The sequence below is a fragment of the Xanthomonas sp. F10 genome, assembly GCF_014206815.1.
Taxonomy (GTDB): domain Bacteria; phylum Pseudomonadota; class Gammaproteobacteria; order Xanthomonadales; family Xanthomonadaceae; genus Xanthomonas_A; species Xanthomonas_A indica.
Map to the genome: position 1 here is coordinate 2458904 of NZ_JACHNP010000001.1, position 21906 is coordinate 2480809.

A 21906-nucleotide genomic window follows, 5' to 3' on the forward strand; every position below is an offset into this window, starting at 1 on the left:
GCCATTTTGCCTGGTGCGGTGGCGAGGCGGCGAGCGGGGTCGACCCGCCGCGTAGGGCGTCACCGGCGATCCATGGGGCCGGCGTCGGAACACCGCCAACAGTGCGCGGTTGCCCGCGACGCGATTGGACGCGCGGGTGTGTTGTAGGAGCGGCTTCAGCCGCGACGGGCGTTATCGGAAACCCGTCGCGGCTGAAGCCGCTCCTACAACGGCGTGGAGTCTCCCGGAGACGCGCAATGCCAGCACGTTGTGCAAGGGCGAGATCGCGCCGAACGTCCAACCCCACCCTACGCCAGCGGCAGGCGCAGCGTCGCCACGCTGCCGGACGCATCGGTGCGCGCCTCCAGGCGCAGGCTGTCGCCCTGCGCCTCCAGGATCTGCCGCGACAGCGCCAGGGCGATCCCCGAATCGCCGGGCTTGGTGGTGAAGAACGGCACGAACAGGTTGTCGCTGGACGGCAGGCCGGGAGCGCCGTTGCGCAGGCGCTATCGGGCGTCGCGCTGCTGCCGGCACCTTAGCGCCCCGGTCACCAGCAGCATGCACAACAAACCGCGTTAACCCATGGACTCGGCTGCGCGGCGACCGCGACGCGCGCGATCGCCGCGTCCGCAAACAGTCGCGCACCGACCGACTACGGACAGTGGCGCGGCCAGCTGCGGGGTCAGGGCTTTTCCAGCGAGGCGCGATAGCGCAGCAGCGCTTCCGGTTCGTCGGTCTGGAAGGCGCCGATGCCGGCGCGGTACAGCCGCCCCCACACGGCCTCCGGATCGCGCACCGCATCGGCATCGCCGCCGACGTCGGCGACGAAGCCGTCCCAGAGCGTATTGACCAGCAGCCGCACCTGCCGCTGCTTGGCCAAGGCCGCCACCGCCGGCAACTGGGCCAGGCGCATCCGCGGCAGTTCGATCGCCACCGGCCGCACCTTGCCGCCGGTCTGGGTGCGCACGGTCTGCACCAGGTCGTCGGTCCCCGGCGGGTTGAGCAGCACCGGGGTGAAGTTGATCCGGTCGAACGGCGGCATCGATGCCAGGTCCTGGCTGGCGACGCCGACTTCGGTCTTGACCACCACCTGGCGCTCCATGCCCGCACGGCGCACGGCGTCGACCACCTCTGCGTAGATCGGCGCCTTGACGTCAAGGTTGAGCATGATCCGGCCCTTGGCGGCGGCCAGCATCTGCTGCAGGGTCACTGGATGCTGGTCGGTGAGCGGCGCATCGGCGCCGCCCTCGTCGTCGCGCAGGCGCAGCCGCGCCAATTGCGGCCAGGTCAGTTCGGCGACCTTGCCGCTGCCGTCGGTGGTGCGGTCGACGGTGGCGTCATGGAACATCACCAGGGTGCCATCGCCCGCACGGCGGATGTCGGTTTCCAGCATGTCCACGCCCAACGCCACGCAGCGCTCCAGGCCCAGCAGCGAGTTCTCCGGCGCGTGCCCGGCGAAGCCGTGCGCAGGCGCAGGATTGTGGCAACCGCGGTGGGCGACGACGAAGATGCCGCCGTCGAGATGGGCCAGGCGCGCCTGGATTGGGGCGATGGCGGCGACGGCCGGGGCCGTGGCGGTCAGCAGTGCGGCAATGACCGCGCCGCGCGAGAAAAGCAGGTTCATGAGAGGTCTCCGACAACGGTCACAGCGACGGGGTGAAGCGCAGGCCGAGCCAGTAGGTGGTCGGCATCGAATAACTGTCCTTCAGCAGGTTCTCGCCGGGGCCGGTGAAGCTGGTGAGACGGCTGTGGGTGACATTGCTGATCTGGCCGACCACGCTGAGCTGCTTGCTCACCGCCCAGGTCGCCGACAGGTCCAGCTGCGAGCGCGGCGCCCAGTACAGGTCCTGCCAGGCGATGTTGCTGACGATGGCGCGCAGCGCCTTGCCCTGGCGGTTGTAGGCCGCACGCAGTTCCACCCCGCCGATGGTGTAGAACAGCGAGGCGTTGGCGGTGTAGTCCGGCTGCCCGACCAGGCGATCGACGGTGCGCTGGCGCTGCACCAGGTTGGGCGCGCTGCCGCTGGTGAACGGCACGTCCATGCCGCCGTCGAGCAGGGCCAGGTTGGCGCTGGCGCCCAGGCCGGACAGCGCCGGCACGCCCGGGAACAGGGTGTTGAGCACCGCGCTCAATTCCAGGCCGCGCACATGCGCCTTGGCGGCGTTGGCCGGGGTGCTGATCAGCACGTTGGAGTACGTGGTGCCGTTGAAGCTGAACTGGTCGGTGCGCGAGAGGGTGAAGATCTCGTCCTGGATGCGCTTGTCGAATAGCGCCGCGGCCAGCATGCCGTCGACGTCGTCGGGCAGGCGCCATTCCAGCGACAGGTCCAGGTTGGTGGACACGCGCGGCTTGATGTCGGGATTGCCGATGGTGACGGTGACGCCCTGCGCGTTGGGATTGCCCATGTCGCTGCTGTTGACGAAGCCGATCGAGGTGCGCGCGGCATAGGCGTCGTAGGGCGGGCGGCCGAGCGTGCGGCTGGCGCCGGCGCGCAGGTCGAGGCGGTCGTTGACGTGGTAGGTCATCACCGCGGACGGCAGTACCTTGGCATAACGCGAATCGGTGGGCGCATCGACGTAGACGTAGTTCCCGCTGGCCACGTCCAGTTGCCGCTGGCGGCCGACCGTGGATTGGTCGGTATGGTCGTAGTGCAGGCCGGCTTCCACATCGAAATCGTCGGTACGATAGCCGACCAGGCCGTAGGCGCCGAAGATTTCTTCGCGATGGCTGAAGTTGTCCTGGTTGCTGAAGGCGCTCTGGTCGGTGCGGTTGAACGCGCTCAGCGGCGTCGCCTCCAGCACCTGATTGGCCTTGTTCGGATCGATCGCGATCAGGTTCAGGCCCAGGTAGCGCATCGGCGCATTGGACGGCGCCAGCACGTCGGCAATCTTCAGCGGCGGCGCGCTGCGGTTGGGCTGGTACTCCACGCGGTAGATGTCGAAGCCGGGTTCGTCGCGGGTGTAGCTCAGGCCGCTGCCGAAGCCGAAACCGCGGTCCATCTCGCCGCGGTTGAAGGCGTAGTCCAGCCGCCCGGTGAGCACCTTGTCGCGCGCATTGCGCTGGTAGTCGGGACGCCAGTACAGCAGGCTGTAGTTGTCGTAGTCGTAGTACGCCTGCGCCGACATCGGGAAGCGCTGGTTGAGCGCGGAGGTGTCGTAGTTGAAGCCATAGGCCGCCGTCGGCACCACGGTGACGCCGGCGCCGGTCTGTCCTGTCGGCACCGCCGCCGGGCGCTGCGCACCGGTGACGTACTTGATCATCTTGATCGGCTCGGCATAGGTGGCATCGGACCAGGACGCGCGCGCCGACAGCACCTGCCGGTCGTCCGGTCGCCACTCGAAGCCGGTCTGGCCGAGCTTGGTGCGGGTGGTGGTGATCTGGTTGGAATAGCCCACTTCCACGTCGCCGACCGGGTACGTGCCGCTGGTGGCGGTCTGGTTGTAGACGCGATTGCGGTTGCGCGGATCGAGGATGATCTCGTTGCGCTCCATGTTGTCGCGGAAGTAGTAGTAGCCGGCCATGGCGTAGGCCTGGAGGGATGCGCTCAGCCGCGCCTCGAACTTGCCGGTGAGGCCGTAGCGGTCGCGCTTGTCCATCACGTACCAGTACTTGTCCTGCTGCGGCACGGCCCAGCCATTGCCCAGGTTGCTGCCGCTCTGCAGCGCGCCGGTGCTGTCGTAGAACCCGTAGTGCACCGTGTCGGTGGTCATGTGGGTTTCGGTGTAGCTGCTCAGCGTCTGGTAGTTGCCGGACAGGGTCAGGCCGTACTCGCCTTCGCTGCCGAAGGTGCGGCTGCCGGTGGCGAGCAGGCGGTAGCCCGGGTCGTCCTGGTCGCGCGGCTTGCCCACGTCGTTGGCGTGGCCCAGCGAGGCTTCGGCGGTGAAGAACGGCTTGCCGCCGTTCTCGAACGCGCTGCGGGTCTTGAGGTTGATCGCGCCGCCGGTGGCGTTCGGGTCCAGGTCCGGGGTGAAGGTCTTGATGACCTGCAGTTCGCTGACCATCGAGGCCGGCAGGATGTCCAGGCGCACGCCACGGGTGATCGAGCCGAGCGTGCCGTTGGGCGTGCCCGGCGAGGCGACGGTCAGGCCGTCGATGGTGACGTTGTTGTAGGACGGGCCGAGCCCGCGCAGCACCGGGGTGGCGGCTTCGTCGCGCGGATGTTCGTTGTCGGTGGCCGGCAGCACCGACAGGCCCGGGATGCGGCGCAGCGCCTCGACGATGGTGGTGTCCGGCAGCGCGCGCACGTCGGTGGAGCTGACCACGTCGGTGATGTTGGTGGCGGCACGCTTGCTTTCGATCGCGGCGGCATTGGCCTTGCGCACGCCGGTGACCTTCACGCTGGACAGCGTGGTGGTGCCGTCGTCGCTGGCGGCAGCGGGGGGCGCGGTGGTGGGGGTGGTGTCGCCGACGGCCGGCGCGCTGGTCGCCGCGACGGCGCTGGCGTCGGTGGCGACCGTCGCCGTGGTGGACGCGGCGTCCTGCGCCAGCGCGGCCTGGCAGCTGGCGGCGAGCGCGCAGACGATCAGCACGCGGCGCCGATGGGTGAGTGGTTGCATGACAATGTCCCCCGGTAGATTAAGTAACTTAAAGTTCGTTATTTAATCCCAGGGATATGACGACCCGATGGCGGCGAGCGGAAAGCGCGAAGACATCGCGATCCCCGGAGAGGCGAATGGGCCGCCCGTGCTGCGAGGGGCGTTGCGCGCACGCTGCAGCCACGTGCGCCGTGCCGGACACGGCCGAATCAGAGACAGTCTGGCGGGCGCCTCAGTCCGCCGCCGGAGGCACGGCGCGGTGCACCTGCACCGCCTGCGTGGCGAACGCGGCGAGCACGCCGGCCGGGGCGTCGTGTTCGACCACCAGCCGGTCGATCGCCTCCACGCCGACCACGCGGTGCGCGGCCAGGGTACCGAGCTTGTCGCTGGTCACCACCGCCACGGTCTCGGCGCTGGCCTCGACCATCGCCCGCTTGAACACGCTCTCCTCGTCGTCCACGCCCCACAGGCCGCGTTCGGGGTCGATCGCGCAGGCACCGAGGAAGCACAGGTCGGCGCGCAACTGCCGCAGTTGCTGCAGCGCCTGGGCACCGACCGCCGCGCCGCTGCGCGGATCCAGGCGTCCGCCGATGAGCAGGATCTCGATGCCTTCGCGGCGCAGCAGGAGGTGCGCGATCTCCGGCGCATTGGTGACCACGCTCAGCCCCTGCCTTGCCGGCAGCGCCGCGGCGATGGCGCTGTTGGTGGAGCCGGCATCGATCAGCAGCCGCTGCCCGGGCTTGACCAGCGCGACCGCGGCCAGCGCCAGCGCGTGCTTGCGCTCGGCGTGCTCGGCCTGGCGCTGCGGCAACGGCGCGAAGGTCGGGGTAGGCAGCAGCGCGCCGCCGTAGACGCGCCGGCACAGCCCCTGCGCGGCGAGTTCGCGCAGGTCGCGGCGGATCGAGTCCTCGGACACGGCGAAGCGCTCGGCCAGTTCCGCCGCCACCACCCGGCCGTGCTCGCGCAGGCGCCGCAGGATCGCCTGTTGCCGCTCCTGCGGCAGAGTATCGCGCTCGCCGCTCATGGCGCCGCGGCGTCGGTGCGCGGCGGCAGCAGGCCCAGCGCGACCAGGTCCTCGCGCAGCGTGGCGGCATCGCGGAACTGCAGCGCGTGCATGCCGGTGGCCGCGGCGGCATGCACGTTGCGCGGCGCGTCGTCGATGAACACCGCCCGCGCCGGCGCGATCGCGTAGCGTTCGCACAGCAGCGCGAAGATCGCCGGATCCGGTTTGACCAGGCGCTCCTCGCCCGACACCAGCACGCCCTCGAACCACTGCAGGAACGGGTAGCGTTCGCGCGCGATCGGGAAGGTCTCGTGCGACCAGTTGGTCAACGCGTACAGCCGCACGCCCTGCCCGCGCAGCTCCTCCAGCACCGCCACCGTGGCGTCCATTGCGCCGCCCAGCATCTCCGGCCAGCGCGCGTGGTAGGCGGCGATCATCGGCGCATGCGCCGGATGCAGCGCGCTCAGTTCGGCCACGGCGTCGTGCCACGGCCGTCCGGCGTCCTGGCGCTCGTTCCACTGCGGGCTGCACACCTCGCGCAGGAAGGCCTCCATCGCTGCCTCGTCGTCGAACAGGCGGCGATACAGATGGCGCGGGTTCCAGTCAATCAACACGCCGCCGAGATCGAACACCACGGTGTCCAGGGAAGAGGCGGCAGAGAGAGGGGACGACAGCATGACAGGCTCCTGCAGGCGAAAGTGGGGATCAACGACGCACCAGGCGCGCGCCGGCGGCGACCAGCAGCAACAGCGCCGCCACCGCGGCCAGCGCCAGCGGAAGGCCGATGGCGTGGGCCAGGAATCCGATCAGCGCCGGTCCGGCGAGCAGGCCGGTATACCCGAGCGTGGTCAAGGTCGCCAGCGCCAACGCCGGCGAGGTGCCGGGCATGCGCCCGGCGGCGCCGAACATCACCGGCACCAGGTTGGAGGCGCCCAGGCCGACCAGCACGCAGCCGAGCAGGCCGCTGCCCGGCCACGTGCCGATGCTGGCCAGCGCCAGTCCGGCCGCCGCCAGCAGCGCGCCGAGGGCGACGATGCGCACCGGCCCCAGCCAGGCCACCAGGCGATCCCCGCCGAGCCGGCCCAGCGCCATCGCCACCGAGAACGCGGCATAGCCCATCCCGGCCGCGCTGGGCGCCAGGCCGTGATGCTCGCGCAGCAGCACCGCGCTCCAGTCGAGCATGGCGCCCTCGGCCAGCAGGCAGACGAAGCACAGCGCGCCGAGCAGCAGCACCGGCCCCTGCGGCAGCCGCAGCGGCACCGCTTCGGTGGCCGACCCAGCGTGCCGCAGCAAGCCGCTGCGCTGCCACAGCAGCACGCCCAGCAACAGCGTGGCGACCAGCATGGCGCCGGCCAGCAGCGGCAGGCCGGCACCGAGCAAGGCGCTCATGCCGGCTGCGCCGATCAGCCCGCCGACGCTGAACAATCCATGGAAGCCGGACATCGCCGCCTTCTGCAGGCGCCGCTCCACCTCCACCGCATGCGCGTTCATCGAGACGTCGAGCGCGCCCAGCGCCGCGCTGAAGTACAGCAGCGCGGCCACCAGCAGCGGCACGCTGGGCGCCAGCGCCAGTGCCGGCAACGCCAGGCACAGCGCCAGCGCGCTGGCGACGATGACCGTGCGGGCGCCCAGGCGGTGGCTGAGCAGGCCGCCCAGCGGCATCGCCAGCACCGAGCCGGCGCCGAAGGCCAGCAGCACCATGCCCAACCGCGCATCGTCCAGCGCGAAACGCGCCTTGACGTAGGGAACCATCGGCGCCCAGGCGGCCATGGCCATGCCCGACAGCAGGAACATGCCGCGGGTGGCGGCGACGGCGCGGGAGACGGTGGGCGCTGGGGCTGGAGCGGGCGGCGAAGCGGACGGCATGCGGAAACCCTGGCGAACGGTGCCGGGCCAGCTTAGACGAACGTGCGTAATCGTGCAAAAACGTGAATCAATCGACATCAGAGACAGTGATGGCGGCTACCACTGCATGGGCTTGGCGGGATCCACGCATGCGGTGGCACCGAAACGACGACAGGACCCTGTCGGGTCCTGTCTGGGTGCTGCGAACGCGGGAATGTAGCTGCGGTGCGGCGGGCGCGGCGGTCTCCGCCGGACCCTCACCCCCGCCCCCTCTCCCGGGGGGAGAGGGGAGTTGGGCGGCTTCCATGGCGGCCTGACCCTCACCCCCGGCCCCTCTCCCGGAGGGAGGGGGAGTCAGCTGGCTTCCCTGGCGGCCGGACCCTCAGACCCGGCCCCTCTCCCGGGGGAGAGGGGAGTCAGGCGGCTCCGCTGGCGGTCATCCCCTCACCCCTCCGGCCTTCTCGCGGAGGGAGAGAGGAGTCAGGGCTGCACGACGTTGATCGTGCCGGGGTTGCTGCGCCCCACGCCGCGCAGGTCGGGGCGGTACATGTCCTCGACCAGCGAGGGCGGCACCGTGTAGGTGCCCGGGGTCACCGCGCGCACCAGGTAGAACACCTGCGCCTTGCTGCCCGCCGACAGGCTCAGCGCGGCCACGTAGCGGTCGTCGCGGAACTCCTCGTGCTTGACGTCCGCGGCGTTGGAGCGGTCGCTGATCTCGATGCCGTCCACCACCACGTCCGCCCACTGCTTGGCGTCGCCCAGGTTGAAGTTCTCGATCTCCAGGCCGGCCGGCAGCAGGTCGGTCAGCAGCGCGTCGGGCATGCTGGTATCGGAGGTGATGGTGACGCGCACGATCAGCGCCTCGCCCTCCTTCAGCGGCTGCGGCGTCCACGGCTTGCCGTCGGTGCCGTAGAAGCTGCGCTCCACCTTCAGCGTGCTGTCGTCCGCCGCCGGCGGGGTGCGCGGCACGCCGGCGATTTCCAGGCTAGCGTACAGCGGCGGCTGGCCCTGCGGCACGAAGTGCACGCCGCGCGCCAGCTCGGCCTCGTCGAACTGACGGCCGAAGGCCTTGGCCGGGGCGATCGCCTCGCTGCTGTCGCCGATGCTCAACTGCCCGGACACCTGCGCGGTCTGGCTGTTGAGCAAGGCCTTGCCCATGCGCGCCAGTGCCACCTGCTCCTGCGTGCTCAGCCACAGCCAGCCGCCGCGGCGGCGCGCGTCCAGCTCGCGGCCCAGCGCCACTACCCGCGCGTCGTACTCGGGCTTGGCCAGGCCGCGCTCGTGCAGCAGCGCGACCATCAGCGCATCGTCGCGGACCACGCTGCCGTAGTCGCCGAAGTAGCGCGGCCGGTCGGCGCTGTCCTTGGCGAAACCGGCAGCGATCGCCGCCTCGCCACGCTTCTTGTCGCCCTGCAGCGACAGCGCCACGCCCAGGTGCACCAGCGACAGGCCGGTCAGCGCCTTGCCACGGTCGTTGTCGTACAGCGCGCGCAGCGTGCCCAGCGGCGCGCGGTTGACCCGCGCCAGCACGTAGCCGGACCAGGCCTGGTTGGCGAACTTCAGGTTCTCGCGGCGGTCCTGGCCGTAGAAGTTGTTGCCGCCGGACAGCAGGTCCTCGCTGAGCCGGTTCAATGCCTTCTGCAACACGGTGTCGGGTACCGCGAAGCCGGCGTCCTTGGCGTCGAGCAGGAACTCGGCGACGTACGGGGTCAGGCCCGGATTGACGTAGCCGTCGTCGCCCCACATCGAGAAGTGGCCGCTGGAGACCTGCATCGAGGCCAGCCGCCCGAACGCGCCTTCCATGCGCGCGCGGCGCGTGGCCGCATCCAGGCCCTTGACCCCGAGCAGGCGCGCGGTGGCGTCGTCGAGCAGCAGCGCGGCGTAGCCCTTGCTGGTGGTCTGTTCGGCGCAGCCGTAGGGATACTGCAGCGCGCCCTGCAGGGCGCTGGCGAACGGAATCGGCGGCAAGGCGCTGACCAGCATGCGCGCGCTGACCGAACCGGCCATCAGGCCCTCGGCGTCGCTGGCGCCCAGCGTCACCGGCGCCAGCGTGTCCAGCACGCGGGTCTGCGTGCGCAGCACCGACGGCCACGCCGCGCGCACCGGCAGGTCGTAGCGGCGGTCGGCGGCATAGCCATTGCCCTCCACCCGCACCCGCACCTTGGCCACGGTGTAGCCCTCCTGCGCCACCAGCGGGAAGCTCAGGGTGGCCTTGCCGTCCTTGCCCAGCTTGGCACTGCGCGCATTGTCGGCGATCGCCAACGGGCCCTCGCCGTCGACCCGCACCTTGAACTCGCCCGGCTGGCCGGTGAAGTTCTGCACGTCCAGGGTCACGGTACTGCGGTCGCCCGGCGCCATCACCCGCGGCATGCTGGCCTCGGCCACGACCGGCGCGCGCACCAGCGTCTCCACGTCGCGATTGCCGTAGCGCTCGTCCGAATACACCAGCGCCGACACGCGCAGGGTGCCGTTGAAGTCCGGCACCGGCAGTTGCACGCGGGCGTTGCCCTTGGCGTCGAGCTGCACCGGGCCGGAGAACAGGTCCACGGTCTGTACCCGCGCGGTCGGGCGCTTGGCCTGCGGCAACGCCGCCAGCGCCATGTCGCCGCCGAAGCGCAGCTTGCCGGTGCCGCCCTCGAAGCTCTCGATGACCCGGCCGTAGATGTCGTAGGCGTCCACACCCAGGCGCCGCTGCGCGAAGAACTGCGCGTTGGCGTCGGGCACCGGGAAGCGGGTGATGTTGAGGATGCCCACGTCCACCGCGGAGATGGTCACGTGCGCCTGCTTGCCGGCCAGCTCCGGCACGCTCACCGTCACCGGCAGCGGCTGCTCCGGGCGCATCTGCTTGGGCGCGACCAGGCCGACCGCCACGCGCCGGGCCTTGCGCTCCATCGGCACGTAGGCCACGCCGACCGCGCGCGCCGGGGTGATCTTGCTCGGCGCCGAGCCGCCGCGGAACACCAGCGCGGTGACGTAGACGTCGTGGCGCTCCCAGTCCTTGGTCACCGGGATCTCGAAGCGGCTGCCCGGCTTCACGTCGATGTCCTGCACGTACAGCATGCGGTCGCTCTCGACCATCAGCAGGCCGGGGCCGGCGTGCGGCGGGGTCAGGGTGACCGTGAGCGTATCGCCGGCCTTGTAGCCGGTCTTGTCCAGCGCCAGCTTGACCTTGTCCGGGCGCGCGTCGAGGCCGCGGTTGTCGTCGTTCCAGCTCCAGCCGGCATGGAACGGATAGCGCGTGGTCAGGCCGGTGGCCGGGTCGAACACGTCCACCCGGTACTCGCCCCACTCCACCGGGAAATCGACCTTGGCGGCGCTGGCGCCGGCATCGACAGTGAGCGTCTGCTTGTTCTCGAAGCGGCGGGTGAAGTCGTAGTCCCAACGGTTGTCGGTGAACGCCCAGTGGTAGTCGCGCAGTTCGCGCACCAGGGTCACCTTCAGGCCCTTGGCCGGCTGCGGCTTGCCCTGCGCATCCACCCGCATCAGTTCGAAGCGCGCGTTGGCGTTGGCGTCGGCGCCGTCCTTGTCGTCGAACAGCGGGCGCACGCCGACCAGCGCCGGCGCCGGCCACAGCACGCGCTTGAGCGTGCGGGTGACGGTGCGGCCGCCGGTCTCGTACACGCTGGCCGAGACCAGCGCGGCGATGGTGCTGGTCGGCTTGGCCTCGTCGGGCAGCGCCAGGTCCTCGCTGAGCTTGCCGTCGGCGCCGAACTCGGTGTCGACCACGTCCTTGGCCTCGCGCGGCAACTGCAGCGTCGGGTCGCCGAAGAAGTAGCCCGGCAGCGCCTCCACCGGATGCTGCTCGACCGCCACCGCCAGCTTGGCGGTGAAGCGGTTGCCCGCGGCCGGCGCGCCGTACAGGTAGGCGGCGGTGGCCTGCAATTTGAACGGCTCGCCCGGCTTGAGCGTCTTCTGCGCGCTGTCCAGGTCCAGCTTCATGCGCTCGGGCAGGAACTCCTCGATGCGCAGGGTCATGCCCTGCACCGCTTCCTTGCTGGTCGGGTCGGTACGGAACTCCACCTGCCAGCGCCCGGTCGGCGCATCGGCGGGGATCAGTTGCTCGAAACTGAAATAGCCCTGCTCGCCCGGCTGCAGCCGGGTCTCGCGGAAGATCTTGCCGTCGGGCTGCTTCAGCCGCAGGAACACCGGCTGCGCGCCCTTGCCGGTGGTCGGCACCGGCTTGCCGTCGTTGTCGCGCAGCAGTGCCGAGACCCGCACGGTCTCGCCGGGGCGGTACAGGTCGCGGCCGGACCAGGCGAACACGTCGAACCAGGCGTTCTCGCGCCCGGCCACTGCGAACTCGCTCAGGTCCAGCGCCGGCTGGTTGAACGGCAGCATCGACAGGTCGGTACCGCTGCGCGCCACCAGCACCTGGCCGGCGTCGAGCGTGTAGTTCAGCAGCGCGTTGCCGTTGTCGTCGGTCTGGCCCTTGAGGAACAGCTCGCCGTCGGCGTTGAGCACGCGCAGCTCCACCTTCTTCAGCGGCTCGCCGCTCTGCAGCGAGGCGGTGTGCACGAACAGCTTGTCCTTGTAGGCGCGCGCGTGCAGGCCGATGTCGCTGACGGTGAAGAAGGCGGTGTCGTACTCGTTGTCGAACTTGCCGGGGCGGCGCAGCACTGCGAAGTACAGGCCGGGCGCCTGCAGCTCCTTGATCTCCTGGATCGGCAGGTAGGTCAGCGCACGCTCGTTCTTGTCGCCGCCGAGCACGAAGCGGTTGGTATAGACCGAGTCGGCCAGTTGCGAGATCGGGGTGTGGTCGCCGTAGTCGCTGTCCAGCTCCCAGGTGCCGCGGCGGCCACCACGCTGGTACTGGGCGAAGAACGCCGGCAGCGCGCTGTCCTTGACCCGCATGAACTCCACGTCCACTTCCGGCACGTTGAGCGAGACCACCGGCAGGCCGCGGCTCTCGCGCGCCGGCAGCACGCTGCCCTGCGAGGCGAAGCCGACCGCCGGCGTCAGTTCGCCGGTGTAGACCTTCTGCTTGAGCGGCTTGCCCAGGCGGCTGCCGTCGGCGGCCAGCAGGTCGGCCGAGATCACCACCGTGTAGTCCTTGGCCGCCTCCACGTAGGGATAGCGCAGGGTCTTGCCGTCGTCGGACAGCGACCAGGCGCTCTCGTCGGCGCCGACCTTCTCCTCGAAGCGCAGCAGCTTGTCGAAATCCTGGGTACCGACCAGCGGCCGCGAGAACTCCAGCGCCAGCGACAGCCCGTCGCCCTTCTGGTCGGGATAGGCGCGAACCAGGCCGAAGCCCTTCATCGCTTCCTTCTGCCCCTTCACCGGTTCGCCGCTGGCCTCGGGCAACTGCCCGGATTCATTGCGCTTGCAGCCGCCCAGCGCCAGCGCCAGGCCCAGCACCAGGAACGTCCCCATCAACCCCGCGCGCAGGCCCGCCCAGCGCCGCTTCGAATCCGTGTGCATGCGTTCGCTCCTTGAATGTGGCGCGAGTATAAAGCGCCGGCGCGACGGCTGGAGGGGCGAAGACGCGCCATCCGTCGGCATGTGCGCGGCAGGCCGCCGTCGGCGCGGATGTCCCTCCCGCCACGGCACCACCGATCGCCGTGGAGCCTCCGTAGGAGCGGCTTCAGCCGCGACGGGCATTCCCGGGAACGCCCGTCGCGGCTGAAGCCGCTCCTACCCCCTAAGCGAGTACCCGCGCCCTCGCCTCGAGGCCATGTAGGCGGACGTCGGTCCCGACGCGACGGCCTGGGTGCGCAGATGGCTCCACTCGTCGGGACTGAAGTCCCTCCCACATGAGGCTTGCGCCGTGGGTGCTGTCGGCATGGGCCATCGGATTGGCTCCCCTGTGAGAGGGACTTCAGTCCCGACTGCAGAGCAACGAATCAGCCAGCTGCCCCGGTCATCGCGACTACACGTCAGCGCAGTAACCGCTGCATGTACAACGCGATCAGCCGCGGCCGATCCAGCGCCAGGCACACCTGGGCGTTGGCCGCAGCTCCCGGCGCGTCCGCCACCGGTGCCTCGCGGGTGTAGCCCTTGTCGTCGACCACGATGCGCAGCGGCACGGTGGGGCACAGGCCCGGGTCGAGCAACTGCGCCACCGGCACCACGTCGAACAGGGTCGGGGTGGCACTGGCCCAGGGCTGGTCGGTGTCGCGCCACTGGTAGTAGAGCTGCGCCAGCGCGTCGGTCAGCGGCTCGCCATGGGCGAACAGCGCCACCCGCTCCGGCTCCTCCAGGGTCACCTGGGTGGCATCCAGCGGCAGCATCACGATCGGCACGCCGGCACCGAACACGCGCTGCGCGGCAGGGATATCGGCGGCGATGTTGTACTCGGCCGCCGGCGGATTGGGCGGACGGTAGCGCGACTTGCCGTAGCCCGCGCGCACCGAGCCGCCCATCAGAACCACCTGTTTGAGCTGGGCGAAGCCGGCCGGGTCGCGTTGCAACGCGCGCGCCGCGTCGGTCAGCGGGCCGAGCACCAGCAGGGTGACTTCGCCGGGATGACGACGCGCCTGATCCAGGATGAACTGCGCCGCATCCGGCGCCTTGCGCGGCAGCGTACCCTTCGCCGCCCAGCGCGCCTGGCTGAAGGGAATCGTGCTGTCGGTGCGCTGGCCGATCGCCAGCGGAATCTCGCTGCGGCCGGCCTGCTGCAGCAGCCGCTGCAGCAGTTGCGCGCGCAGGCCGGTATCGCCCCAGGCCGAGGCGATACCCAGCACCTGCAGTTCCGGGCTGCGCAACAGCAACGCCAGCGCGAACGCATCGTCGATGTCGTCGCCGACATCGGTGGACACCACCACCTTCTGTACCGGTGCGGTCACTGGCGACGATGCCGGGGCCGCCACCACATCGGTCGCCCAGGTCGCCACGATCAACAGTGCCAACGCTGCCCATTGCTTCAGCGCGCGCATGCGCATCTCCCAAAAAAAGAACCGCCGGCATGATAGCCGGCGGTCGGTCTTGCAACGGCGAGGTCGCCGATCAGAAGTTGGCGCGGAACTGCGCGCCGACGATGCGCGGATCGTTGATGAAGCCGGTGAGGTTGTTGAAATCGATCGCACCGGTGGCGCGGATCTGGTTGGTGCAGTTGCGGCAGAACACCGAGACCTCGTACGCGCCGGCGCCCCAGTTGTAGCCGATCTTGGCGCCGCCCTCGAGCAGCGGCTGGCCGACGAACTCGCGCGAGTCGTACAGGAAGAAGTTGATCTCGCTGCGGTAGGACCAGTCGGTGAAGAAGAAGAACTCGGCGTCGTCGCCGACCGGGATGCCGTAGCGCAGGGTCGCGTTGCCCATCCACTTGGCCGCCTGCGGCAGCACGTTGCCGTCGATCAGCGCGCGGCCGGAGGCGTTGATCGGATCGGTCACGGTGCAGGTACGGCACACGCCCACCGACAGGGTCGGGTCTTCGATGCGGGTCCAGTTGTAGGCGCCGCCCAGGGTCATGCGCAGGTTCTGGGTCAGCAGCGCTTCGAAGTCGAACTCGGCGCCGCGTGCCTTGGAGGCCTTGGCGTTGAGCAGGCGCACGTCGTTGGAGGCGCCGCCGACCGCGGTCAGCTGCTGGTTCTTCACCTTGAAGTCGTAGACGTCGAAGCTCAGGCGCGCGCGCTTGTCGAACAGGTCGGACTTGAGGCCGATTTCGTAGGAGTCCACGGTCTCCGGTTCGGCCACGGTCAGCGGCGCGGTGGCCGACGGCACGCCAAAGCTGGCGCCGCGGAAGCCGCGGGCGGCGCGCGCATAGACGTTGACGTTGTCGTTGATCGTGTAGGTGGCGCTGAGATCGCCGGTGACCTTGGAGTTGTCGGTGCTGCCGCTGGAGGGCTGCTGCAGGGTCACGCGGTCCAGCGCGAGCACGTCGAAGGTCTTCTTGTCGTAGGTGTAGCGAATGCCGGCACGCAGGTTCAGGCGCTCGGTGGCCGCGTAGTTCAGCGAGCCGAACGCCGCCCACGAGGTGTTGCGCTGGCGGGTCAGCTGGTAGCTGGACAGGGTGCCGCCGGCCAGGGTGTTGTAGGTGTAGTTCTCGCCTTCCACCGAATCGTGGAAGTAGTACAGACCCGCCTGCCAGTTCAGCGGACCGGCGTACTGCGACTCGGCGCGCAGCTCCTGCGAGTACTGGTCCAGGTTCTTGATGCCGCCGGCGGTCTCCACCGGGAACGGGATCACCCCGGGGCCGGACGGCGGCGCGAACACCGCGCCGTAGCCGCCGTCGATGTCGCCGCGGCTGTAGTACTTGCCGATGCCCTCGTAGCCGGTGATCGAGTGCAGCACGATGTCGCCCAGGTCCCAGGTCAGGTTGGCGCTGCCGCCGTAGGTCTGCAGTTCCTGGGTGTTCTTGCCGTCGATGGACACCTTGTCCGGGTCGAAGCCGGCGACCAGCTGGTTGGTGCCCGGCTGGAAGATGTTGGCGCGGAACAGACGCGCGGTGCCGTCGAGGTGGCGCGCGTGCGCGTTGAACAGCGCGCTGAAGTCCTCGCCCGGCTGGAACAGCAGCTGCAGGCGCACCGCCGAGTCCATGTAGCCTTCGAAGGAGCGGTTGTCGATGGTGTTGTCGACCCAGTCGCCGCGGCGCTGGCCCAGCGCCGACAGGCGCGCGGCCCACTTGTCGCCCATGGCCACGCTCAGGCCGGTTTCCATGGTCATGGTGCCGTAGGTGCCGTAGGACAGGCTGGCGTAGCCGTCGTTGGCGCCGATGGTCGGCTTGACCGAGTTGAACTTGACCACGCCGGCGGGGGTGTTGCGGCCGAACAGCGTGCCCTGCGGACCGCGCAGCACTTCCAGGCTCTGCAGGTCGAAGATCGGGAAGCCCTTCAGGAACGCGTTCTCGGCGACCACGTCGTCATAGATCAGCGAGACGGGCTGCGAGGCGTAGGTGTTGAAGTCGGTGTTGCCGTAGCCGCGGATGTAGAAGCGCGGGAACACGCGGCCGTTGGACGACTCGACGTTGAGGCTGGGCGCCTTGCCGGCCAGCACGCGCACGTCCGAACCGCTGGTGGCGATGGCGTCCAGGTATTCCGGGCGCAGCACGCTGGCCGACACCGGCACGTCCTTGGAGTCCTCGGCGCGGCGCTCGGCGGTGACCTTGATCGTGTCCAGACGGGCGACCCCGTCGGTGCTCTCCGCCTGCTGGGCGGCGGCGGGGAAGGAAAGCGCGGAAACGACGGCAACGGCAAGCGCACTGGCGCGCAGCGACCAACTGGCAGACATGGGAACTCCGGGATGGGTGGGCGTAATCGGGAGCGCGCCGAGTCCTTGCCGCGCCGCAGCATAATTAACACAAAATATACAAGCTGTGGCGGCTGGCGTCACCTGGGGAGGCGGGGATTTGGGATTGGGGAGTTGGGATTGGGGAGTTGGGATTGGGGAGTTGGGATTGGCGACGGCGGGGCTGGCGGCGACGTGCGCCTAGGACCGAGACGGGCTTCCCTCCTCCTTGTTGCGGCAGCCACCAGTCATCGCGTCGGGACTGAAGTCCCTCCCACAGGGCTTGCCTGCACATGACGCGTCCGCTGGCGCGATGCCACTGTGGGAGCGGCTTCAGCCGCGACGCGCGATGCAGTGAGCTCGCGGCCTCCTGCGGCGATCGCCCCGCATTGCGGCAGTCACCGGTCATCGGGTCGGGACTGAAGTCCCTCCCACATGGGGCTTGTCTGCACGTGACGCGTCCGCTGGCGCGATGCCACTGTGGGAGCGGCTTCAGCCGCGACGCGCGATGCAATGAACTCGCGGCTCCCTGCTGCGATCGCCCCGCATTGCGGTAGTCCACCGGTCATCGGGTCGGGACTGAAGTCCCTCCCACATGGGGCTTGTCTGCACATGACGCGTCCACCGCGCGATGCCACTGTGGGAGCGGCTTCAGCCGCGACGCGCGATGCAGTGAGCTCGCGGCCTCCTGCGGCGATCGCCCCGCATTGCGGCAGTCACCGGTCATCGGGTCGGGACTGAAGTCCCTCCCACAAGGCTTGCCTGCGCATGACGCATCCGCTGGCGCGATGGCCCCTGTAGGAGGGACGCGCGCAATGCGACAGGCCACTACGGCCCTTAAAACGCTCGCGACTGGAGCACCGGCCTCAACCAGCCGCCGTCTCCGGCACGCGCACCCAGCCTTCCATCAGCACGCGCGCGCTGCGGCTCATCAAGGCCTTGGTGACGCTCCACTGGCCGTCCACCTGGCGCGCCTCGGCGCCGACCCGCAAGGTGCCGGAGGGGTGGCCGAAGCGCACCGCAGTGCGCTCGCCGCCACCGGCGGCGCGGTTGACCAAGGTGCCGGAGATCGCCGCGGCGGTGCCGATCGCCACCGCCGCGGTGCCCATCATCGCGTGGTGCAGCTTGCCCATCGACATCGCCCGCACCAGCAGGTCGATGTCGGCGGCGGCCACCGGCTTGCCGCTGGAGGCGACGTAGTCGGCCGGCGGCGCGACGAAGGCGACCTTGGGCGTGTGCTGGCGCGTCGCTGCCTCGTCCAGGGTGGCGATCAGGCCCATGCGCAGCGCGCCGTACGCACGGATGGTTTCGAAACGCTGCAGCGCCTGCGCATCGCCGTTGATCGCGTCCTGCAGCTCGGTGCCGCGGTACCCCAGCGCCTGCGCCTCGAGGAAGATGGTGGGAATGCCGGCGTTGATCAGGGTCGCCTGGAAGCTGCCGACGCCGGGCACCTCCAGCGTGTCGACCAAGTGGCCGGTGGGGAACATGGCGCCGCCGGCGCCGTCCTCGTCGGCGGCCGGGTCGAGGAATTCCAGCGCGATCTCCGCCGCCGGGAAGGTCACCCCGTCCAGTTCGAAATCGCCGGTCTCCTGCACCGCGCCGTCGCTCATCGGCACCTGCGCGACGATGGTCTTGCCGATGTTAGCCTGCCAGATCCGCACCGTGGCGACGCCGTCGCGCGGAATCCGCGCCGGATCCACCAGCCCCGCAGCGATCGCGAACGGCCCCACCGCCGCCGACAGATTGCCGCAGTTGCCGCTCCAGTCCACGAATGCGCGCTCGATCGCCACCTGGCCGAACAAATAGTCCACGTCGTGGTCCGGGCGCGTGCTCGGCGCCACGATCACGGTCTTGCTGGTGCTGGAGGTGGCCCCGCCCATGCCGTCGATCTGCTTGGCGTAGGGATCGGGGCTGCCGATCACCCGCTGCAGCAGCGCGTCGCGCGCCGGGCCCGGCGTCTGCGCCGCCGCGGGCAGATCCTGCAGGCGGAAGAACACGCCCTTGGAGGTGCCGCCGCGCATGTAGGTGGCGGGGATGCGGAGTTGCGGAGCGTGTGCCATGGCGGTTCCGGGTGCGTACGAAAATGAAGAAACGGTGGATCAGGGCGAATCGGGAATCTCGGGCTCGACCAGTTGCGTCAGCAGGGCCAACGACTCCTGCCAGCCGAGATGGCAGAACTCCACCGGGATCTGCGGCGGGATGCCCTCCTGCACGATCTCCAGCGCGGTGCCGCAGGCCACCGGCCGCAGCCGCACGGTCACGATCATCTCGCCGGGCAGGTCCGGGTTGTCGAAGCGGTCGGTGTGGCGGATCAACTGCCCGGGCACCAGTTCCAGGTAGGTGCCACCGAAGGCGCTGCTGGTGCCGGTGCCGAGGTTGGTGAAGCTCATCCGGTAGCTGCCGCCCACGCGCGCCTCCAGCGCGTGCACGGTGGCGACGAAGCCATGCGGCGGCAGCCATTTGACCAGTGCCGCCGGTTCCAGGAAGGCACGGTAGACGCGTTCGGCCGGCGCGCGCAGCACGCGATGCAAGTGGACGGTCCCGGTGGTGGTGGCGGACGTGGGCATGGAGGTCTCCTGGGCGGTGGCGGGCGCAGCCAGCATGGCACGCGCCCGATGACAGCGGCAGCCGGCTCAGGCGCTGCGGGCATCCTCGAGGAAATCCTGGGCAAAGCGCTGCAACACGCCGCCGGCCTCGTAGATGGACACTTCCTCGTTGCTGTCCAGGCGGCACAGCACCGGCACGTCCACCACATCGCCGTCCTTGCGCACGATGCGCAGGGTCAGCGTGGCGCCCGGCGTGCGCGCGCCGACCACGTCGAAGGTCTCGCTGCCGTCGATGCCCAGGGTCGTGCGCGTGGTGCCGGGCAGGAACTGCAGCGGCAGCACGCCCATGCCGATCAGGTTGGTGCGATGGATGCGCTCGAAGCCTTCGGCGACGATCGCCTCGACCCCGGCCAGGCGCACACCCTTGGCCGCCCAGTCGCGCGAGGAACCCTGGCCGTAGTCGGCGCCGGCGATCACGATCAGCGGCTGCTTGCGCGCCATGTAGGTCTCGATCGCCTCCCACATGCGCAGCACCTGCCCGTCCGGCTCCAGCCGGGTCAGCGAGCCCTGCTTCACCTTGCCGTCGACCACCGCCATTTCGTTGATCAGCTTGGGGTTGGCGAAGGTGGCGCGCTGCGCGGTGAGGTGGTCGCCGCGATGCGTCGCGTAGGAATTGAAGTCCTCCTCCGGCACGCCCATGTGCGCCAGGTATTCGCCGGCGGCGCTGTCGGGCAGGATCGCGTTGGACGGCGACAGGTGGTCGGTGGTGATGTTGTCGCCGAGCACCGCCAGCGCGCGCATGCCACGCAGCGTGCGTTCGCCGGCCAGCGCGCCTTCCCAGTACGGCGGGCGGCGGATGTAGGTGCTGCGCGGGCGCCAGTCGTACAGCGGCGCCACCGGCGCGCCCTGCTCCACGCGCACGTTGAACATCGGCGCATAGACGCGGCGGAACTGCTCCGGCTTCACCGCGGCGCGCACCGCCGCATCGATCTCGGCGTCGCTGGGCCAGATGTCCTTCAGCCGCACCTCGCGGCCGTCGGCGTCGGTGCCCAGTACGTCCTTCTCGATGTCGAAGCGCACGCTGCCGGCGATGGCGTAGGCGATCACCAGCGGCGGCGAGGCAAGGAACGCCTGCTTGGCGTAGGGATGGATGCGCCCGTCGAAGTTGCGGTTGCCCGACAGCACCGCGGTGGCGTACAGGTCGCGCTCCACGATCTCCTGCTGGATGCGCGGATCCAGCGCACCGCTCATGCCGTTGCAGGTGGTGCAGGCGAAGGCGACGATGCCGAAGCCCAGCGCCTCCAGGTCCGGCAGCAGGCCGGCCTCTTCCAGATACAGCTGCACCGCCTTGGAACCCGGCGCCAGCGAAGTCTTCACCCACGGCTTGCGGGCCAGGCCGCGCGCGCGCGCATTGCGCGCCAGCAGGCCGGCGGCGATGACGTTGCGCGGGTTGGAGGTGTTCGTGCAGCTGGTGATGGCGGCGATGATCACCGCACCGTCGGGCATGCGCCCCTGCGCCTGCTCGGCCTGGCCGGCGGCCAGCTTGGCGGCGTCGGCGATGCCACGCGCGGCCAGTTCGGTGGTCGCCACGCGCTTGTGCGGATTGCTCGGGCCGGCCATGTTGCGCACCACCTGCGACAGGTCGAAGCGCAGCACGCGCTCGTACTGCGCGGTGGCCAGCGCATCGGCCCACAGCCCGGTGGTGCGCGCGTACTGCTCCACCAAGGCCACCTGCGCTTCCTCGCGCCCGGTCAGGCGCAGATAGTCCAGGGTCTGCTGGTCGATGTAGAACATCGCCGCGGTGGCGCCGTATTCCGGGCACATGTTGGAGATGGTGGCGCGGTCGCCGATGGTCAGCGCGGCGGCGCCTTCGCCGAAGAATTCCAGGTACGCGCCGACCACGCGCTCCTGGCGCAGGAACTCGGTCAGCGCCAGCACCACGTCGGTGGCGGTGATGCCGGGCTGCGGCTTGCCGCTCAGCTCCACGCCGACGATGTCCGGCAAACGCATCCACGAGGCGCGGCCGAGCATCACGCTCTCCGCTTCCAGCCCGCCGACGCCGATCGCGATCACGCCCAGCGCGTCCACGTGCGGGGTGTGGCTGTCGGTGCCCACGCAGGTATCCGGGAAGGCGACGCCGTCGTGCACGTAGATCACCGGCGACATCTTCTCCAGATTGATCTGGTGCATGATGCCGTTGCCCGGCGGGATCACGTCCACGTTGCGGAACGCGCGCTTGCTCCAGTCGATAAAGTGGAAGCGGTCCTCGTTGCGGCGATCCTCGATCGCGCGGTTCTTGGCGAAGGCCTGCGGATCATCGCCGCCGCACTCCACCGCCAGCGAGTGGTCGACGATCAACTGTACCGGCACCACCGGGTTGACCTTGGCCGGGTCGCCGCCCTGCTCGGCGATGGCATCGCGCAACCCGGCCAGGTCCACCAGCGCGGTCTGGCCGAGGATGTCGTGGCACACCACCCGCGCCGGAAACCACGGGAAATCCAGGTCGCGGCGACGCTCGATCAACTGCAGCAAGGCGTCGTGCAGCAGATCCGGATCGCAGCGGCGCACCAGGTTCTCGGCGAACACCCGCGAGACATAGGGCAAGCCGGCGTAGGCGCCCGGGCTGATCGCATCGACCGCGGCACGCGCGTCGACGTAATCCAGCGCGGTGCCGGGAAGGGATTTACGGTAGTGGCTGTTCATGGCTGGCTACAGTAGAAGAAGCGAAGACAAGACCCTTCTCCCACCGGGAGAAGGTGCCCCGAAGGGGCGGATGAGGGTACGGGGCGAAACCTAGTGCAATCCGATCCCTCATGCGGCCGGATGAAGGTCCAGGCGA

11 protein-coding genes and 1 pseudogene are annotated in these 21906 nt (G+C 69.9%); all 12 read right to left on the minus strand.

All coding sequences use genetic code 11. The features are described from left to right. Positions 1-287 precede the first annotated feature (287 nt). Positions 288-494: pseudogene (locus FHR56_RS10740) on the minus strand (ATP-binding protein); the annotation flags it as partial. A 167-nt stretch (positions 495-661) separates the two neighbouring features. Then, positions 662-1603: a glycerophosphodiester phosphodiesterase family protein gene (locus tag FHR56_RS10745; protein ID WP_160946355.1), complete on the minus strand. Its 942-nt coding sequence runs from the start codon at positions 1601-1603 to the stop codon at positions 662-664. 19 nt (positions 1604-1622) lie between these two features. Further along, positions 1623-4535, minus strand: a complete 2913-nt coding sequence (locus tag FHR56_RS10750; RefSeq protein ID WP_160946356.1) for a TonB-dependent receptor — start codon at positions 4533-4535, stop codon at positions 1623-1625. 211 nt (positions 4536-4746) lie between these two features. After that, a complete protein-coding gene (locus FHR56_RS10755) occupies positions 4747-5538 on the minus strand; it encodes a DeoR/GlpR family DNA-binding transcription regulator (protein WP_160946357.1) in 792 nt (263 codons plus the stop codon). Continuing rightward, entirely contained in the window at positions 5535-6194 is a 660-nt protein-coding gene (locus FHR56_RS10760; RefSeq protein WP_184502490.1) for an HAD family phosphatase, read from the minus strand. Before FHR56_RS10760 ends, FHR56_RS10755 begins: the two co-directional genes overlap by 4 nt. 28 nt (positions 6195-6222) lie before the next feature. Beyond that, the gene (locus FHR56_RS10765; RefSeq protein ID WP_160946358.1) at positions 6223-7383 is read right to left on the minus strand and encodes an MFS transporter; all 1161 of its coding nucleotides are present in this window, start codon (positions 7381-7383) and stop codon (positions 6223-6225) included. A 459-nt stretch (positions 7384-7842) separates the two neighbouring features. Next, complete coding sequence (locus tag FHR56_RS10770) at positions 7843-12732, minus strand: alpha-2-macroglobulin (RefSeq protein ID WP_184502617.1); 4890 nt, start codon at positions 12730-12732, stop codon at positions 7843-7845. Positions 12733-13235: 503 nt separating this feature from the next. Next, entirely contained in the window at positions 13236-14234 is a 999-nt protein-coding gene (locus FHR56_RS10775; RefSeq protein WP_160946360.1) for a nucleoside hydrolase, read from the minus strand. Positions 14235-14304: 70 nt separating this feature from the next. Continuing rightward, a complete protein-coding gene (locus FHR56_RS10780) occupies positions 14305-16524 on the minus strand; it encodes a TonB-dependent receptor (protein WP_160946361.1) in 2220 nt (739 codons plus the stop codon). A gap of 863 nt (positions 16525-17387) precedes the next feature. Next, positions 17388-18581: a 2-methylaconitate cis-trans isomerase PrpF gene (prpF, locus tag FHR56_RS10785; RefSeq protein ID WP_160946362.1), complete on the minus strand. Its 1194-nt coding sequence runs from the start codon at positions 18579-18581 to the stop codon at positions 17388-17390. 39 nt (positions 18582-18620) lie between these two features. Then, positions 18621-19124, minus strand: coding sequence for an SRPBCC family protein (locus tag FHR56_RS10790; protein ID WP_160946363.1), 504 nt, complete (start codon positions 19122-19124; stop codon positions 18621-18623). A 30-nt stretch (positions 19125-19154) separates the two neighbouring features. Next, complete coding sequence (gene acnD, locus FHR56_RS10795) at positions 19155-21770, minus strand: Fe/S-dependent 2-methylisocitrate dehydratase AcnD (protein WP_160946364.1); 2616 nt, start codon at positions 21768-21770, stop codon at positions 19155-19157. Between the last annotated feature and the right edge of the window lie 136 nt (positions 21771-21906).

Bases quoted from the DNA above. Each gene is read 5' to 3' on its own strand.
- FHR56_RS10755 (WP_160946357.1), bottom strand. From the start codon at position 5,538: ATGAGCGGCGAGCGCGATACTCTGCCGCAGGAGCGGCAACAGGCGATC.
- FHR56_RS10750 (WP_160946356.1), bottom strand. From the start codon at position 4,535: ATGCAACCACTCACCCATCGGCGCCGCGTGCTGATCGTCTGCGCGCTC.
- FHR56_RS10770 (WP_184502617.1), bottom strand. From the start codon at position 12,732: ATGGGGACGTTCCTGGTGCTGGGCCTGGCGCTGGCGCTGGGCGGCTGC.
- acnD (WP_160946364.1), bottom strand. From the start codon at position 21,770: ATGAACAGCCACTACCGTAAATCCCTTCCCGGCACCGCGCTGGATTAC.
- FHR56_RS10775 (WP_160946360.1), bottom strand. From the start codon at position 14,234: ATGCGCGCGCTGAAGCAATGGGCAGCGTTGGCACTGTTGATCGTGGCG.
- FHR56_RS10780 (WP_160946361.1), bottom strand. From the start codon at position 16,524: ATGTCTGCCAGTTGGTCGCTGCGCGCCAGTGCGCTTGCCGTTGCCGTC.
- FHR56_RS10760 (WP_184502490.1), bottom strand. From the start codon at position 6,194: ATGCTGTCGTCCCCTCTCTCTGCCGCCTCTTCCCTGGACACCGTGGTG.
- FHR56_RS10745 (WP_160946355.1), bottom strand. From the start codon at position 1,603: ATGAACCTGCTTTTCTCGCGCGGCGCGGTCATTGCCGCACTGCTGACC.
- FHR56_RS10765 (WP_160946358.1), bottom strand. From the start codon at position 7,383: ATGCCGTCCGCTTCGCCGCCCGCTCCAGCCCCAGCGCCCACCGTCTCC.
- prpF (WP_160946362.1), bottom strand. From the start codon at position 18,581: ATGGCACACGCTCCGCAACTCCGCATCCCCGCCACCTACATGCGCGGC.
- FHR56_RS10790 (WP_160946363.1), bottom strand. From the start codon at position 19,124: ATGCTGGCTGCGCCCGCCACCGCCCAGGAGACCTCCATGCCCACGTCC.